Genomic DNA, 15,572 nt, shown 5'->3' on the forward strand with positions numbered 1-15,572 from the left:
CCAGCCTGTTCCTATGCTAAAAGCTGCTTGCAGAGTTCGACAGCCGAAGCGGCGTCAGGAGCAAAACCATCGGCGCCAATCTCATTGGCAAAATCCTGAGATATAGGCGCCCCGCCGATGATTACTTTGACTTGGTCCCGCAAACCCTCTTCCTTTAAAACTTCAATCGTATCCTTCATCCCCAGCATGGTTGTAGTCAGCAAGGCTGACATGCCCATGATCTGGGGTTGGTGCTGTTGGATGGCCTGGACAAATTTCTCCGGTGCCAGGTCAACCCCCAGATTAACTACTGTAAACCCGGCGCTCTCCAGCATCATGGCCACCAGGTTCTTACCAATATCGTGCAGGTCGCCTTTGACTGTACCGATAACCACCTTACCGGCTGAAGGTACCTCTTTATCTACCAGCAAGGGTTTGACCAGTTCCATGCCACCGTTCATCGCCCGGGCGGACATCAACACCTCCGGGACAAACATTTGCCCGGCCTTGAAGCGGGTACCCACGACCGTCATACCGGCAATTAACCCCTCATTAATAATAACCAGCGGGTCAACCCCACTATCAATGGCCCCCCTGGTTAATTCTTTGACCCTGGCTTCCTGTCCGGCAATAACAGCTCCGGAAATTTCGGCAAAATTGACCATGGTTTTTTCCTCCTTATTGTCCGATATTGTTTTTTATTTTTTGAGTTTAGTCTTTAATACCGCCTCACGAGCCTCAGCCCGATCAATAATGGCCTGGATTTCCTTTAAAACTTTGTCAGGCAGTGGTTCGGGTTGATGTTCATTAATAATACGCTGGGTTTTTTCTTTAACCCTTTGCCCCATGGTCTTGGCCCCGTTCATCTTCCACTCATCGTAGCGCAGGCGGCTGATCAAGGTTGGCCACCAGAATTCCTCCCGGAAGTGAGCGAGGGTATGCTCTTCTCCCAGAAAATGGCCGCCAGGACCGACGCGGTCAATCACATCCACGGCCAGGGTCTCGTCATTAACTTCAATCCCCCGCAGGATGCGTTTGACCATGCCAATAATCTCATCGTCCATGACCATTAATTCTAAGGAACCAGTGGCCCCGTATTCCATGTAGTTACAGTCATGGATAAGGTTGGCGCCGCTCAGGCCGGCTGCCAGGATAGAAAAGGCCGCTTCAATGGCCAGTTGGGTGTCAATCACCTTGGCGTCGCCGCACCCGGCTGTGCTGAACATCGGCAGTCCCATGTAGCGCGCTACATTGGTCAAAGCCGCCGACAGGAGGCTCAGTTCAGCCGCGCCGTAAGAGAGAATGGAACTGGACATATCCATGATGGAAATCAAACCGCCCATAATAAAGGGGCTTCCTTCCCGCACCAGCTGGCCGGCTACCAGGCCTACCAGGAAATCGGCCACTGCTATTACCAGGGCGCCGGCCATGGTAGCCGGGGCTACCCCGCCGGCCAGGACACAGGGGGTGTAAATGCAGGGCAGGTTGTTCCGGGCAGTAAAGATCGCCTTGTCAATGGCTTCGGCCGAATGGCGCAACGGCGGGCTGGATTCGGCGTAGAGGATAAAAAAGGGCCTCTGCTGCAACTCTTTTGTTCCCCCGGCGACTACCGCTGCTATATCCACAATATCCTGGTACTGGTTTACCCCAAAACCCCAGTGGATGATAGGTTTCGTCGTATTTGTTACCAGGGCCTGAAAGGCATGGACATCAGCCAGGGTAGGCGTTACATCCATGGGCGTCCCATTATCCATGGCATAGGCGATATTGGGCAGGGCATCGGCCACGATGGCCGCCCTGGCAGTGTCCGCCTTGGTGGGCCGCCGCCGCTCGCCGGTAAAGGGATCAAGCGTAAAGGTATTGGTCGGCCCGGGACCATAATAAACATTTTGCCATTCCAGGAACATGGTACGTTTGCCATTGCGATCGGAAATAACGATCCGTGACGGCGCCGTGCGCACGGCCCACTCAACCAAGCGCGATGGGAACCGGACCCGGTTACCATCCACCCAACAGCCGCCCCGGCGGAAGATCGCCAGGGCCTCCTCACTATGAATCTCCGCGCCGGTACGCTCTAAAACTTCGATGGCCCCCAGGTAAATTGCCTCGCACTGGTCCCGGCTTAAAACGCTGAATTGCGGGGTAGCATTAACTTCATAATTAGCCCGAACATACTGGCTTTTTGCCACCTTACGTTCCCCCTTTCCCTCTCCAAGTTACTTAACCTGCGGGAATAAGTTCTAACGCCTGTTTTTTCTCCTCTACCTCTACCTCAACCTCCTTTACCCGCAGCAACAAAGATATCTTTTCATTAGATAATATAGATAATATGGATATTCTCTGTATTCCACCCATTTCCTCGGGAAAATAATGTACTTTTCAGGAATTTTTCGCTTATTCTTCTGCTTAAACCCTCAACCAAGGAAAAATCCGGGGTAATTACAGGCTCACCCCGGATCTTTTATCCCTTTTTATTCCCTGGCTTAGCCAGCTTTATCCCTTGCCCCTACCCCGGTGCTGGTTAACCAGGGCGGCGTGGCGTTGCGGCAGGTCATAACGGCCTCCCAGGATTACGGGCTGCTCCCGGGACGGGTCTCCAGCGGTAGAGGGTATAAAGCGCCACAAACGGGCTACCACTGAAGGCCGCTCCGGCCAGGAGGTACGCCGGTACTGGCTGTAAACCCCCTGGGAGGCATCTTAGCCCAGGGTTGCCCGGGCCCATTCCCACCATTTATGGGCGTTTTCCAGCAGCCGCCACAGGCCCAGGTTGCGGTAATAAAGAAAGGTTATCACCAGGGCCGCGCCAATATAAAAAAACGACCAGAAAGCAGAGAGCCGGTCGTCAAGCTCCCGGCCCCTGCCGGACCCGGTAGACATTAATCATCTCTCCCTTCTGCCAAGGTATTAATAAATCCGGCATTGAACGCGCCCAGGCATCATAGGCGCCGTACTGGGGATTGGTAACTACATAATCATCCCTTTGTTTTATAATGGCTTCCCGCCAGGACGCCGCCGAGTTGCCATCGATGAGCTCCGCCTGGTTCTTAAGACCACCATAGAGAGGGTAAATCCAGGCCATGGGTGTGTACCCGATGCGGCTGGGGGGTAGCCGGTCCACCCAGGCATAATCGCTAAAGTATAATTCCCCGAAGGTCCGCTGCGCGGGAGGGAGCCGCATGGCGGCGGGCAATTTGTCCAGGGTTTCCACCAGGGTTAAACCGGTGGCCACCACCAGATTCAAGATCAGGATCCCGGCCACCGCTGTTTGCAACCTGATTTCGAGGCGCTCATAAACCCAGGCCAGGGCCGCCAACCCGACCGGCACTATGTAAAGGACGTAGCGCGGCCACCAGGCGGCCGGTTGCACCATTAAAAAGAGCAGGGTCAGGCCGACCATCCAAAGGACAGGGGGCCGGCGGCGCCGCCAGGCGGCCACTGTAAAGGGTAGAAGGGCCGGCAGGGCCAGGGCCGCCCAGACCGGGCCCAGGCCGCGGGTGCGGGAGTAATAATTATAGGATTCATTGCCCAGCTCCAACCAGGAAGTCAGGATATTGAGGATGATGCTGCGGCCCCGGTAGGCCGCCGGGGTATTGGCGGTCATAAAGAGCTGGGAGATACTTCCCAGGCCAGGGAGGCTCCAGCCCAGCACCTTTAGCTGGACAGGGTAAATGGGGTTCCCGTAAAACCACCAGGTGCGCAAGTACCAGAAAGATCCGGTGACCAACAGGGCCAGAAGAATGACCGTTACCTGCAGTCCCAGGGCTTTTTTCTGGAATAACCCGCGCCGGTATTGCCAGTAGCCGGAACCCAGGATGGCCAGAACCTGGATGGCGGCAAAAGCGACCCCCGTAGACTTCATCCCCATCATCAGCCCCAGGGCCAGGCCCAGGACCAGGGCGTAACCAGAGTTGCGTTCCGCCTGCCACCGCAAGAACAGGTAAAGGGCGGCGGCGACCATAGCCCCGAAGGCGGCGTCGACATAGGCCACCCGCAGGTGGATCAGAACCATGGGAGTCAAAAGGAAGAGCATGGCCGCCAGCACCGAGGTTTGCCGGCGGGCGCCTCCTGCCTTGCTCAGGCCGAAGGTGGCCAGGGCGCCGATTAAAACATAGGGGAACTGGGTGGCATCAACCAGCAAGTCGTTGCCCGTCAGGACCATAATCCACAGGGCATTGAGTTCGGCGTTCAAGGGGTAAACATTAGCCCAGTTGAAGGCTACGCTTAAATCCCGGGCCAGCTCTTTGGAAGTCACCTGAGTGGGATCATAGTGCTGCCAGAGAAGGGCCTCCGGCAGCCGGGTAATGGCCCCCTGTTTGTACCAGGCGGCCATGGGGGTCAGGTGGTACCAGATCTCATCCCAGGCAAAGGGAGGAAGATAAATCCACCCCACGACCAGGGCCGCCAGGCTGAAGGCCAGGATAACGCCGGTTAACCTGAGGAGCAGGCCGGTAAAAGTATCTTCCGGCTGTACCGGATGGCACCCCGCACCTCCCCCCTGGCCGGGATCGGTTGCCCGGCTTACCGCTGTTTTTCCGTTCCCTGCTGCGTTTTTAGCTTCTCCAGCTGCCCTGGGAGTCCCCACCCCTTTAGTTTCTATACCACCCTTGATATATAAAGTATCATCGCTTCCCTTGGCTTCTTCACCAGGACGGAACAGAGTTCTTCCGTTTTTATTTTTCCCCAGCCTCCATACCAGCAACCCCAGGCCGGCCCAGCCCAGGGTCAGGAGGAAAACTGGCGCCAGGTTAAGCCGCCGCAATACTACCCCGGCCAGCAGAAGAATCAACACCTGCCCGGCCATGGCCAGCACACCGATGGCCAGCCAGCCATCGACCTTCGTCTTTAGTTCCATCCGGGTCGCCATCAGCCAGGCCCCGGTTATAAGGGCCAGGGTGGCCAGGGAAAACCACAACATCCCGTTTCTCTCCTCGATTTACCCTTGATTGCCATCTTTTGCCTCGCTCGGCTCATGCAACCTCGTCCAATCACCCTACTGGGTAGTTTTTGTATATTCTTTCCTGATACTACATTAGTTTCGACGTGATCCCGGCTACCCCTTTTTTGCACCCGCTCTTTACCACCAACAAAAAACGTCTTCCTCTACCGGATGGTTAACCCGACTGCCGGGTTACAGGCCCCTTGACAGCTTCGCTAAATAACGCGTGAGTCATAGGGTACCTTCTGTAATTGCGGCCCAATCAAGTCTTCGCTATTACCTGCGTCAGGTACGCGAAAGTAATATTTTATATTTGACATGTTGAACAGGGAACAACTATGGCGTATAATATTGTAAGAAAGTTATTAATTTAGCATCTCCAAATACGTTTTTTTGAACGGTAGGAGATGGCTATGAAGACCTGCTATCGCCTCCTCCTAGTTGATGATCATACCCTTATCCGTAAGGGTCTGCGCCTGCTCATGGCCAGTTGGGAAGGCTTTGAAGTGGTGGGCGAAGCCAGCAACGGCCAGGAAGCCATCGAGCTGGCCCTGGAATTAAGGCCGAATATTGTTCTCATGGATATCTATATGCCCCGGATGAACGGCCTGGAAGCCACGCGGCGCCTGAAAGCCCTGTTACCGGAGGTTAAAGTGGTAATCTTGACGGTGGCCGACGATGATGAGGCCTTCCGGGCCGCCCTGGAGGTGGGCGCCGAGGGTTACCTGCTGAAAACCGTCGAACCCCAGCACCTCTATTACCTTCTCCAGGAGGTCGCCCGTGGCGAGGTGCCCCTGGCTGCCGCCCTGACGAAAAAAATCCTGCCCCAGCTGAAAGCAACGGAAAAAAGCGACCCTTTAAGCCCACGGGAAAAAGAGGTCCTGACTCTGGTGGCCCAGGGCTTAAGCAACCGGGAAATCGCCGGCCGGCTTTTCCTCAGCGAAAATACTGTGAAAAATCACCTGCGCAGCATTCTGGAAAAACTGCAAACGAAAAACCGCCAGCAAGCCGTCCACTACGCCCTGCAGCAGGGCCTGGTAAAGCTCAAGGAGTAGGGGTTAAACGTAGCTGCAAACGGTACGGATTGTTCTAGTCAAGGCAATGGTCGGGTAGCTTAGGGAATAGTCCGAAAGAACTACAGTATTTAGTTCTTTTGAGGCTGGTCAGGGATAGCGATGAGGTTTATCTTAAAAACAAGGTAACTACTCAGCCAGCCTGCTTAATATAAGTTAAAAACTGCGCGGGACTGACTGCCTAAAGTGCTTACAGTGGTGAGAAAGGAAGGTGGTCTAAGTAGTTACAAAATAAGTTATTGGTGGATAAGTGCTAGATGATACTTTCACACTATGAACTGTAACGCCAAGTAACAGGAGAAAGCAAGGATAAGGTTAATTCTATTTTTTTAAAACCAGTCTTGTGATGGTGTCTGCAAGCACATAATCTTCTGGAGGTGGAGATTGATGTCTGTTGCCTATGCCCGTCAGTCTGAGTGGGCTGCACCCCAGCTCTACCATTTATCTGCCGCCAGGTTAAACCACTTTATCCAGGCGTTAAAGGAAGATTATACCGTCATCGGTCCGGTGGCCAAGGGCAAAGAGTTCGTTTTCGCACCTATAAAAGATGCGGCCGAACTGGTGCTCGCTTATCCAACCACTCTGCTGCCGCCCAAAAAAACACTGCATCTCCCCTTTGAAGACCTCTTTGCCTTTCACGAAGACCAGCAAATCGACGAAACCGCTATGGAACAGCGACCGCAGATTATCTTCGGCATTCATCCCTGTGATGTCCACGCCATTTTAATCTTGGATAAAGCCTATACCGCTGAGTACCCCGATCCTTATTATATAGCCAAACGCCGCAATACCCTTTTGGTAGCCCTCAACTGCACCGCACCGGGAGAAAACTGTTTCTGCCAATCTCTGGGTACCGGGCCGGAGCTCAAGGAAGGCTACGACCTCCTTTTGACCGATCTGGGCCAGGGTTACCTTATTGAGATCGGCAGCCCCCGCGGCCAGGAACTAGTCCAGGCCATGGATCTGACCCCTGCCCCTCGGGTGGCTATGGTAGAAAAACAAAAGGTGCTGGAGAATGCCCGGCGCAAGTTCCAAAAAAAGCTCAATACCCAGGGCCTGCATGACCTCCTAGAAGAAAATTTCCGTCATCCCATCTGGGAAGAACTGATGCACGACTGCCTGGCCTGTGGTTCCTGTACCATGGTCTGCCCCACCTGTTTCTGTTACAACGTGGTGGATAAAATCGACCTCAATCTCAAGAGCGGTAAGCGCCAGCGGGAATGGGATTCCTGCATGCTGCTGGAATACGCCCAGGTGGCTTTAGGCCATAATTTCCGCAAAGACCGGGATGCCCGGGTGAAACAACGGATTTACCATAAATTGGCCTACTATGAACCCCAGTTCGGCACCCTGGGCTGTGTTGGCTGCGGCCGCTGCATCCGGACCTGCATCAAAAAGATCGACATTACCGACGTCATCAGTCGCCTGAGGGGGGAGTAAGGGTGAATCCTTTTAAGCCCGAACGCGCCGCCATTAAAGAAATTGCTAGGGAAACAGCGGATACCACCACCTATACCTTTAGTTTCGTTGATAACAGTGTGCGCCAGGGGTTCCGCTTCCGGCCGGGGCAGTTTAACATGCTCACGATCTTTGGTATTGGTGAAGCGCCGATTTCTATCAGCTCCAACCCGGCCAACGGGGAGACCTTCCAGCATACCGTCCGCCACGTGGGCAACGTCACCAATTTCTTAAGCAACATGCAGCCCGGCGATACGGTGGGCATCCGGGGACCCTACGGTACGGGCTGGCCCCTGGATGTCTTGCCGATCAAGAACCTGCTGATCGTTGCCGGTGGCATCGGCCTGGCCCCCCTGCGGCCGGTTATTCAGGAAATTAGCAATCGCCGCCAGGAATTCGACCAGGTAGAAGTCCTTTACGGCGCCCGCACCCCGGCCGAACTCCTTTATCCCGTTGAGTATGACACCTGGTGCCAGGCGGGTATCTCCTTGCGCCTGACGGTCGATGCCGTACCCAGCGGCGTCAGCTGGGACGGACAGGTGGGGATGGTCACCGACTTGTTCAGGTATATGTCCTCCCGGCCGCCAGGGACCACCGTCTTTACCTGTGGCCCGGAGATTATGATGGGTTATGTAGTGAAGGGATTACTGACCCGGGGGTTTAAACCGGAGCAGATCTACGTTTCCCTGGAACGACGTATGAACTGCGGCGTTAAAAAGTGCGGCAAATGCCAGATTGGCCCCAAGTTCGTCTGCCGCGACGGCCCCGTTTTTGCTTATGCCGAACTCTTAACCTTGCCGGAGGACGTTCTGGGAGGTGTGGCCAGATGAGTAAGCCCCGGGTAGCCGTTTATAAAATGAGTTCCTGCGCCGGTTGCCAGCTGGAGATCCTTAATCTGGAGCCCATGCTCCTGGATCTCCTGGGGGCCATTGACTTGAGTTATTTCGTCATGGCCCGCCGGGAAAACGAACCCGGCCCCTACGACATTGGCCTGGTGGAAGGGGCCATCACCTGCGGTGAGGAAATCGAACGGTTGAAAAAGGCCCGCCAGGAGTGCGGCCTGCTGGTGGCCCTAGGTTCCTGCGCCTGTTACGGCGGCCTGCCTTCTATTAAAAACTGGCAGCCCCAGCGGGTGGTGGAAAGCCGGGTTTACAACAACCTGGCAGCCATCCATTCCACCACAGCCTACGGCATCGATTACTACGTACCGGTGGATGCCTACCTCAAAGGCTGCCCGGTAAGCCGGGACGAATTGCTGGATTTTATCAAGAGCACCTTGCTGGGCGTGCGCCCGTATTTACGGCCTCACAGCGTCTGCGTAGAATGCAAGCTCCACGAGAATGTCTGCCTGTTTGTCACGGAGGGCCAGGTTTGCCTGGGGCCAGTTACCACGGCTGGTTGCGGCGCCCTTTGCCCTTCCCGCGGCAAACCCTGTGACGGCTGCCGTGGCCCGGCTAACGACGCCAATACTGTTTCCCTGGCGCAGACTATGGTTGCTAACGGCCTACACCACAACGACATCAGGCGCTATTTCCGCAAATTCGCCGGTATGACGCCGGAATTCAGCAAAGGGGCGGAGGCTTTATGACCGAACGGATCATCCGGGTTGACTATATCGCCCGGGTTGAAGGCGAAGGGGCTTTAAAGATTAAAGTCAAAGATGACAATATCAACGAACTGCAACTGCGCATCTTCGAACCCCCTCGCTTTTTCCAGGGTTTCCTGGTGGGCCGGCGCTACGACGAAGTGCCGGGCATTGTTTCGCGCATCTGCGGCATTTGCCCCGCTTCCCACCAGTTGACGGCCATTCAAGCCCTGGAAGACGCCCTGGGCGTTACAGTCAGCCAGCAGACGAAAGACCTGCGCCTGCTCCTCGCCTTGAGCCAATGGCTCCAGAGCCATACCCTGCACATCTATTTCCTGGCCCTGCCCGATTTTCTGGGCTATGAGAGCGCTATTGCCCTGGCCCAAGACCACCTGCCGGCTGTCCAAAGGGCCTTAGAACTCAAGCGCCTGGGCAATGATCTGACCATGCTCGTCGGCGGCCGGGAGGTCCATCCCGTGACGCCAACCATCGGCGGCTTTACTTCCGTTCCCAGCCGGCAGGAACTACAGGCCATCGGCGAGCGCCTGGCCGTGGCGCGGGCCGAGGCCCTGACCACCATCGACCTGATAGCCTCCCTCTCCATACCCACCCTGGAGCGGGATTGCGAGCACGTCGCTTTAAGCGACGCTAATAGTTACGCTGTCAACAGCGGCCGCCTGGTTTCCACTAAAGGTCTGAACATCCCGGCCTGGCAGTACCGCAGCCATATTAAGGAGCACCACCTGGAGCATTCCAACGCCCTCCATTCTTACATTGAAGGCCGGGGCAGTTTCCTGGTAGGACCCCTAGCCCGGGTCAACCTCAACCTGGAAAAGCTAACCCCTGTCGCCCGCAAGTTAGCCAAAGAGGCCGGGGTTTTCCCCACCGCCAACCCCTTTTACAGCGCCCTGGCCCGTGCCATCGAACTCCTGCACAGCATCGATGCCTGCCTGGCTTTAATTGACCGTCTCGACCCCCGGCCGGAAGACGTGCCCTATACCGTCCAGTCCGGACAGGGCTTTGCCATCACCGAAGCGCCCCGTGGTGTTCTCTACCACAGTTACCGCCTTAATGACCAGGGCCTGATTGCAGAGGCGGATATCGTCACCCCGACGGCCCATAATGCAGCCAGTATGGAAGAAGACCTCCGGGTCTTCGCCCCCGGCGTCCTCAACCTGCCCCTGGAAGAAGCCACCCTGAAGTGCGAAATGGTCATTCGTAATTACGACCCCTGCATCTCCTGCTCGGTTCACTTTCTACGCCTGGAAATCGAAAGGGAATAAGCCATGGCCAAAGTAGTTATCGGTTGCGGGAACCCCCTGGCCGGTGATGACGGCGTGGGGCTCAAGATAGTAGAGGCACTGGAACGCCAGAGGCTGCCACCGGGCGTTCTAGCCATTCCGGCTGGTCTTCCCGGTCTGAACCTCCTGGATTACCTGCGCGGGTCCAGCCAGGCTATCATCGTCGATGCCGTCCATGCTGGCCAGGATCCCGGCACTGTAATCTGCTGCCAGGAAAAGGACCTGGCCCGCCTGACATGGCGGAGCCTCTCTTTACACAACCTGGGCATCGGGGAAGCCCTGGCCCTGGGCCGGTTGTTAGAGCCGTATGCCTTCCCGCCGCAATTAATTCTGGTGGGTATCCAGGCCGGCTCCCTGGTACTGGGGCAGACCGGTTTAAGCCCGCCAGTGGCTGCCGCCCTACCCCTGGCCGTCGCAACCATCTACCACCTCCTGGGCGGTGGTAATCATGCATGAGCTGGCCCTGGCCCGGGAAGCGGTGCGCCTCGTGGCTGAGGACGCTGCCCGACGGGGTTGCGCCCGGGTCACAGCAGTAAAACTCCGGTGCGGAGAAATGACGGCCGTTTTGCCGGCAGCCCTGCAACTGGCCTTTACCTGCGCTACCCAGGGTACACTGGTGGCAGGAGCCCATCTGGATATATCCGTCGCGCCGGCACGGGCGCAGTGCTCCCGCTGCGGCGAGGAATTCCGGCCGGAAGCGTGGCTCCTCCTTTGCCCCCGCTGCCATACCCCCGGTGCCCGGCTCTTAGCCGGTCGGGAAATGGAAATAATTTCCTATGAAGGTGCTTAAGGAAGCAGGATGTGAGAGGATTATGGAGCGAAGAAAAATAATGCCAGTAAACGGAGGAAGGGCAATACATGGCAGAGTTCAAAGTTATCCTGGCTCAAGATTTGCGCCAGGCCAACCGCGACCAGGCTGAGGCCAACCGATCCTTGTTTCAAGCCAGCGGCGTTACGGTAGTTAACCTCATCAGCAGCCCCGGGGCCGGCAAAACCAGCATCCTGGAAGCCACCCTGGCCCGCCTGACCGGGGATTTGCAGATAGGGGTCATCGAAGGCGATATCGCCACTACTCGCGACGCTGCCCGCATTAACCGCTGGGGCGGCCCGGTAGTACAAATCAATACTGCCGGGGCCTGCCACCTGGATGCGGCCCTGGTTGCCGCTGCCCTACCGGAGTTGCCCCTGGAGGATCTGGACCTCCTCTTTATTGAAAACGTCGGTAACCTGGTCTGCCCGGCCGAGTTTGATCTGGGCGAAGACGTCAAGGCGGGCATCCTCAGTGTTGCCGAAGGCAGCGACAAACCCCTCAAGTATCCCCTGGTCTTCCAGGAAGCCGGGGTATTGCTTTTAAATAAAATCGATCTCCTGCCCTATAGCGACTTTGACCTGGCCGCCTGCCGCCAGGACCTGAACGGTTTAAATCCCAACCTCCTGGTATTGCCCCTCTCAGCACGTACCGGCGAGGGCCTGGAGGAATGGTGTTTATGGCTCCAGCAACAGGTAGCCTTGAAAAAAGCCCGAACCAGCCCCTGCGGCGTTACCGCCTGACCGTCCAGGGCATCGTCCAGGGCGTCGGCTTTCGCCCCTTCGTTTACCGCCTGGCCCAGGCGCAGGGCATTCGGGGCGAGGTCTATAACGCCAGCAACGGGGTCTGCATCGATGCCGAAGGGGAAGCCGACCAGGTGGCAGGCTTTTTCCGGGAGATCCTGGCGCGGCCACCCTGCCTGGCGCGGATTTCCTCCTGGCAGCAGGAGGAATTACCACCCTGTGGCCGGCAGGATTTTACCATTAAAACCAGCCTGGCCGGCGCAGAACAAAAGGTGGTGGCTTCTCCTGACGTCGCCCTGTGCCCGGATTGCCGACGGGAAGTCCTGGACCCGGCCGATCGCCATTACCGTTACCCTTTTACCAATTGTACCTGTTGCGGCCCCCGTTTCACCATTATTTATACCCTGCCCTATGACCGTGCCCGGACGGCTATGGCCCCCTTCGAACTTTGCCCGGACTGCGCGGCTGAATATGCCACGCCTGCCGACCGGCGTTTTCACGCGCAACCAGTCGCCTGCCCTATCTGCGGGCCGCAGGTGATGCTGCTCAATAAAGAGGGACGACCGGTAGCCGGCGATTGGTTGGAACGGGCTGCCTTCTTCTTGCGCCAGGGCCACATCCTGGCCATCAAAGGGGTGGGGGGGTTTCATCTGGCCGTTGATGCCAGCAATAACAGGGCCGTAGCTAATTTGCGCCGCCGCAAGGCCCGCCCGGCCAAACCCTTTGCCGTCATGGCCCGCGACCTGGCTACGGTGGCAAAATATTGTCTTTTGCGCGGGGAGGAAGCCCAGCTCCTCACGGCGCCGGCCGCGCCTATCGTTCTCCTCCGCCAACGTGCCGCTACCGATCTCGCCCCGGAGGTAGCACCGGGTTTGCCTACCCTGGGGGTCATGCTGCCTTATACCCCCCTGCATCTGCTCCTCCTCCGGGAAGGCCCACCCCTGCTCGTCATGACCAGTGCCAATCGCAGCGACCTGCCCCTGATCAAGGATGACGGCGCGGCGCTACAGGAGCTGGCTGGGGTGGCCGATTATTTCCTCAGCCACAACCGCGCGATCGTCAACCGCTGCGACGATTCCGTAGTCGCCTGGCGGCAGGGTGATACTCATTTTTACCGGCGCTCGCGGGGGTACGTCCCCGCGGCCTTGCCCCTTGACCTGCCGGACGGACCGGATGTCCTGGCCGCCGGCGGCGACCTGAAAAACACCTTCTGCCTGCTCAAAGGCCAAGAGGCCTTCTTAAGCCAGCATATCGGCGACCTGGCCACCGTCGAAACCCAGGCCGCCTGGCGGGAAGCCAGGGAACGCTTGCAGCTTTTAACCGGCTGCCTGCCGCAAATTATTGCCTGCGACTTGCACCCCGCCTATTATTCCACCCGCCTGGCCTGGGAATTAGGGGCTCAAGTAATCGGCGTTCAGCACCATCATGCCCACCTGGCCGGTTGCCTGGCAGAAAACGGCGCCAACGGTCCCGTTCTGGGGATAATCGGTGACGGCACCGGTTACGGCCCGGACGGCGCCATCTGGGGTGGGGAGATTTTGCTGGGATCTTATAGCGATTACCAGCGCCTCTGTCACCTGCGTTACGTCCCCCTGCCCGGCGGCGACCAGGGGGCACGCCATCCCTGGTACATGGCAATTAGCTACCTGTACCAATACCTGGGCCCAACAGCCGGTGCCAGGGCGGCGCGGGAAATCTTCACCTCGGGAGGCCAGCAGGCCACGGCTCTGGATATTGTCCTGCAAATGCTTCGCCGGGGCTTCAACCTTACGCCCACCTCCAGCCTGGGCCGTCTCTTTGATGCCGTGGCCGCCTTGTGCGGTCTCTGCCTGGAAAACACCTATGACGGCCAGGCCGCCATCTTGCTGGAGGAAGCCGCCCTGGCCGCGGGCGGCCATCGGCTCGGCCAGGTGCCCTATCCCTTTACCCTGACGGCAACCACAATGGACCCGGGACCGATGCTTCCGGCCCTCTGCCGGGACTTGCAGAACCGGGTAGCGGTACCAGTGATCGCCGCCCGTTTTCACCAAACCCTCGTGGCCATGATCGTTGCGGCTGTCCAGCAGGCTGCAGCAGCTACCGGTATACGCGCCGTGGCCCTGAGTGGTGGGGTATGGCATAACACCCTGTTGCTGGCCGGGGTCAGCCGGGAGCTGAGGCAAAAGGGCTTTACCGTCTACCGCCACCGCCTGGTTCCGCCCAACGACGGCGGCCTGGCCCTCGGCCAGGCGGTTATTGCCAGGGCTACTTCCCAAGGGTACTGCTAGCGCCAGGATCATCTTCCCCACATCCCCCATCGCATACCGGAGGCGACGGCTAAATGTGTTTAGGGGTACCGGCCCGGATAATATTTATAGATGGCGATGGCCGGCAGGCCACGGTGGATTACCAGGGGGTTCAGGTCACGGTCAACCTGGCCCTGGTGGAGGGTTGTCAACTTGGCAATTACGTCCTGGTCCACGCCGGTCACGCCATCAGCGTCATTGACACAGAGGAAGCAGAAGCACGCTTGAGCCTGTGGCGAGAGCTAATCGAAGTCCGGGAGGAACAGCTTGCAGATGGAAGCATGGCATCCCGATCATCATAAGGACCCGGCGAAGAATCTGGCCGGCCGGCTCCTGGCCCGGCTGAAAATCCTGGCCGCCGCCATAGCCGGCCAATGTGGCCGTCGGCTGGTAATCATGGAGGTTTGCGGCACCCACACCGTCGCCCTGGCCCGCACGGGGTTGCGTAACCTCCTGGCCGGCTATATTGACTTGCGCAGCGGTCCCGGTTGCCCCGTCTGCGTCACTGCCCCCGAAGAGATCGATTACATGCTCCTCCTGGCCCGGCAGGAGGGAGTTATTATTGCCACTTTTGGCGACATGGTACGCGTTCCGGGCAGCAATGATTCCCTGGAAAAGGCCAGGATGGAGGGTTGCCAGGTACGGGTTTGCTACAGTCCCCGGGAAGCCGTGGAACTCGCCCGGGCCAACCCCGGGAAGGAGGTGGTTTTTCTAGGCATTGGCTTTGAAACCACCGCCCCGGCCGTGGGGTTGGCCGTAAAGGAGGCGGCCGCCCTGGGGCTAAAAAATTTCAGCCTGCACAGCGTTCACAAACTCGTACCGCCTGCCCTGGCGGCTCTGGCTGCCGACCCGGACTTAAAGCTGGACGGGCTGCTCCTGCCCGGACACGTTAGCGCCATCCTCGGCCGGCGGGCTTTTAATTTCCTGGCCGCAGAATATAAACTACCGGCAGTTGTCGCCGGCTTTGAGGTTCTGGATATTCTGGGGGCTCTACTGGAACTCCTACTCCAGATCCAGCAAGGAAAAACGCAGGTTGGTAACGCCTACCCGCGGGTGGTCAGCGAAGGAGGTAACCTGAAAGCGCAAGGAATTTTAAGGGAAGTTTTCGCCCTGGCGCCGGCCAACTGGCGTGGGCTGGGATTGATCCCGCAAAGCGGGCTGAAATTAAATACTGCCTATCAGACCTTTGATGCCACCCGCCGTTGGCCTCTGGAGTTAAAACCCGCTCCAGGACCGACCGGGTGCCGCTGCGACAGGGTTTTAAAAGGCTTAAGCTTGCCGACTCAGTGCCACCTTTTCGGTCGTAGTTGTACGCCGTTACAGCCAGTTGGACCCTGTATGGTTTCCTCGGAGGGCTCCTGCGCCGCTTATTACCGCTATTCCCGGGGAGCAGGTTGATTATCG

16 protein-coding genes are annotated in these 15,572 nt (G+C 57.7%); 11 read left to right on the plus strand and 5 right to left on the minus strand.

The window, feature by feature from the left end:
- Window positions 1–11 precede the first annotated feature (11 nt).
- The 5 genes from SDD30_RS09785 to SDD30_RS09805 form a co-directional block, all read right to left on the minus strand.
- Window positions 12–644: a cobalamin B12-binding domain-containing protein gene (locus SDD30_RS09785; RefSeq protein ID WP_434074735.1), complete on the minus strand. Its 633-nt coding sequence runs from the start codon at window positions 642–644 to the stop codon at window positions 12–14.
- A gap of 33 nt (window positions 645–677) precedes the next feature.
- On the minus strand, window positions 678–2,168 hold the full coding sequence (locus SDD30_RS09790; RefSeq protein ID WP_434074736.1) for a trimethylamine methyltransferase family protein: 1,491 nt from the start codon (window positions 2,166–2,168) through the stop codon (window positions 678–680).
- 304 nt (window positions 2,169–2,472) lie between these two features.
- Window positions 2,473–2,616 (minus strand): hypothetical protein, encoded by a 144-nt coding sequence (locus SDD30_RS09795; RefSeq protein ID WP_434074737.1) that lies wholly within the window; start codon window positions 2,614–2,616, stop codon window positions 2,473–2,475.
- Between the two features lie 60 nt (window positions 2,617–2,676).
- On the minus strand, window positions 2,677–2,856 hold the full coding sequence (locus SDD30_RS09800; RefSeq protein WP_434074738.1) for a hypothetical protein: 180 nt from the start codon (window positions 2,854–2,856) through the stop codon (window positions 2,677–2,679).
- Window positions 2,822–4,894 (minus strand): hypothetical protein, encoded by a 2,073-nt coding sequence (locus SDD30_RS09805; RefSeq protein ID WP_434074739.1) that lies wholly within the window; start codon window positions 4,892–4,894, stop codon window positions 2,822–2,824. The genes SDD30_RS09800 and SDD30_RS09805 overlap by 35 nt, the downstream gene beginning before the upstream one ends.
- 434 nt (window positions 4,895–5,328) lie before the next feature.
- Between SDD30_RS09805 and SDD30_RS09810 the strand changes: the two genes are divergently transcribed.
- The 11 genes from SDD30_RS09810 (at window position 5,329) to hypD (ending at window position 15,566) form a co-directional block, all read left to right on the plus strand.
- Entirely contained in the window at window positions 5,329–5,970 is a 642-nt protein-coding gene (locus tag SDD30_RS09810) for a response regulator (RefSeq protein ID WP_434074740.1), read from the plus strand.
- A gap of 405 nt (window positions 5,971–6,375) precedes the next feature.
- Window positions 6,376–7,428, plus strand: coding sequence for a 4Fe-4S dicluster domain-containing protein (locus SDD30_RS09815; protein ID WP_434074741.1), 1,053 nt, complete (start codon window positions 6,376–6,378; stop codon window positions 7,426–7,428).
- A gap of 2 nt (window positions 7,429–7,430) precedes the next feature.
- Window positions 7,431–8,276, plus strand: a complete 846-nt coding sequence (locus SDD30_RS09820; RefSeq protein WP_434074742.1) for an FAD/NAD(P)-binding protein — start codon at window positions 7,431–7,433, stop codon at window positions 8,274–8,276.
- On the plus strand, window positions 8,273–9,034 hold the full coding sequence (locus SDD30_RS09825) for an NADH-quinone oxidoreductase subunit B family protein (RefSeq protein WP_434074743.1): 762 nt from the start codon (window positions 8,273–8,275) through the stop codon (window positions 9,032–9,034). Before SDD30_RS09820 ends, SDD30_RS09825 begins: the two co-directional genes overlap by 4 nt.
- Complete coding sequence (locus tag SDD30_RS09830; RefSeq protein WP_434074744.1) at window positions 9,031–10,314, plus strand: Ni/Fe hydrogenase subunit alpha; 1,284 nt, start codon at window positions 9,031–9,033, stop codon at window positions 10,312–10,314. Before SDD30_RS09825 ends, SDD30_RS09830 begins: the two co-directional genes overlap by 4 nt.
- Window positions 10,315–10,317: 3 nt before the next feature.
- Window positions 10,318–10,788 carry a hydrogenase maturation protease gene (locus SDD30_RS09835; RefSeq protein ID WP_434074745.1) on the plus strand — a complete coding sequence of 157 codons (471 nt, stop codon included), beginning with the start codon at window positions 10,318–10,320 and terminating at the stop codon, window positions 10,786–10,788.
- Window positions 10,781–11,122, plus strand: coding sequence for a hydrogenase maturation nickel metallochaperone HypA (gene hypA, locus SDD30_RS09840; protein WP_434074746.1), 342 nt, complete (start codon window positions 10,781–10,783; stop codon window positions 11,120–11,122). Before SDD30_RS09835 ends, hypA begins: the two co-directional genes overlap by 8 nt.
- Window positions 11,123–11,190: 68 nt before the next feature.
- Entirely contained in the window at window positions 11,191–11,883 is a 693-nt protein-coding gene (gene hypB, locus SDD30_RS09845; protein WP_434074747.1) for a hydrogenase nickel incorporation protein HypB, read from the plus strand.
- Entirely contained in the window at window positions 11,820–14,150 is a 2,331-nt protein-coding gene (gene hypF, locus SDD30_RS09850) for a carbamoyltransferase HypF (RefSeq protein WP_434074748.1), read from the plus strand. The genes hypB and hypF overlap by 64 nt, the downstream gene beginning before the upstream one ends.
- Before the next feature lie 53 nt (window positions 14,151–14,203).
- Window positions 14,204–14,470, plus strand: a complete 267-nt coding sequence (locus SDD30_RS09855; RefSeq protein WP_434074749.1) for a HypC/HybG/HupF family hydrogenase formation chaperone — start codon at window positions 14,204–14,206, stop codon at window positions 14,468–14,470.
- A complete protein-coding gene (hypD, locus tag SDD30_RS09860) occupies window positions 14,442–15,566 on the plus strand; it encodes a hydrogenase formation protein HypD (protein ID WP_434074750.1) in 1,125 nt (374 codons plus the stop codon). The genes SDD30_RS09855 and hypD overlap by 29 nt, the downstream gene beginning before the upstream one ends.
- Window positions 15,567–15,572: the final 6 nt, after the last annotated feature.

This window comes from Moorella naiadis (nom. illeg.) (genome assembly GCF_051020825.1).
Taxonomy (GTDB): domain Bacteria; phylum Bacillota; class DSM-521; order Neomoorellales; family Neomoorellaceae; genus Neomoorella; species Neomoorella naiadis.

Coding starts and splice junctions, on each gene's coding strand:
- SDD30_RS09785 (WP_434074735.1), bottom strand. CDS start 644: ATGGTCAATTTTGCCGAAATTTCCGGAGCTGTTATTGCCGGACAGGAA.
- SDD30_RS09800 (WP_434074738.1), bottom strand. CDS start 2,856: ATGTCTACCGGGTCCGGCAGGGGCCGGGAGCTTGACGACCGGCTCTCT.
- SDD30_RS09805 (WP_434074739.1), bottom strand. CDS start 4,894: ATGTTGTGGTTTTCCCTGGCCACCCTGGCCCTTATAACCGGGGCCTGG.
- SDD30_RS09810 (WP_434074740.1), top strand. CDS start 5,329: ATGAAGACCTGCTATCGCCTCCTCCTAGTTGATGATCATACCCTTATC.
- SDD30_RS09815 (WP_434074741.1), top strand. CDS start 6,376: ATGTCTGTTGCCTATGCCCGTCAGTCTGAGTGGGCTGCACCCCAGCTC.
- SDD30_RS09825 (WP_434074743.1), top strand. CDS start 8,273: ATGAGTAAGCCCCGGGTAGCCGTTTATAAAATGAGTTCCTGCGCCGGT.
- SDD30_RS09830 (WP_434074744.1), top strand. CDS start 9,031: ATGACCGAACGGATCATCCGGGTTGACTATATCGCCCGGGTTGAAGGC.
- SDD30_RS09835 (WP_434074745.1), top strand. CDS start 10,318: ATGGCCAAAGTAGTTATCGGTTGCGGGAACCCCCTGGCCGGTGATGAC.
- hypA (WP_434074746.1), top strand. CDS start 10,781: ATGCATGAGCTGGCCCTGGCCCGGGAAGCGGTGCGCCTCGTGGCTGAG.
- hypB (WP_434074747.1), top strand. CDS start 11,191: ATGGCAGAGTTCAAAGTTATCCTGGCTCAAGATTTGCGCCAGGCCAAC.
- hypF (WP_434074748.1), top strand. CDS start 11,820: ATGGCTCCAGCAACAGGTAGCCTTGAAAAAAGCCCGAACCAGCCCCTG.
- SDD30_RS09855 (WP_434074749.1), top strand. CDS start 14,204: ATGTGTTTAGGGGTACCGGCCCGGATAATATTTATAGATGGCGATGGC.
- hypD (WP_434074750.1), top strand. CDS start 14,442: ATGGAAGCATGGCATCCCGATCATCATAAGGACCCGGCGAAGAATCTG.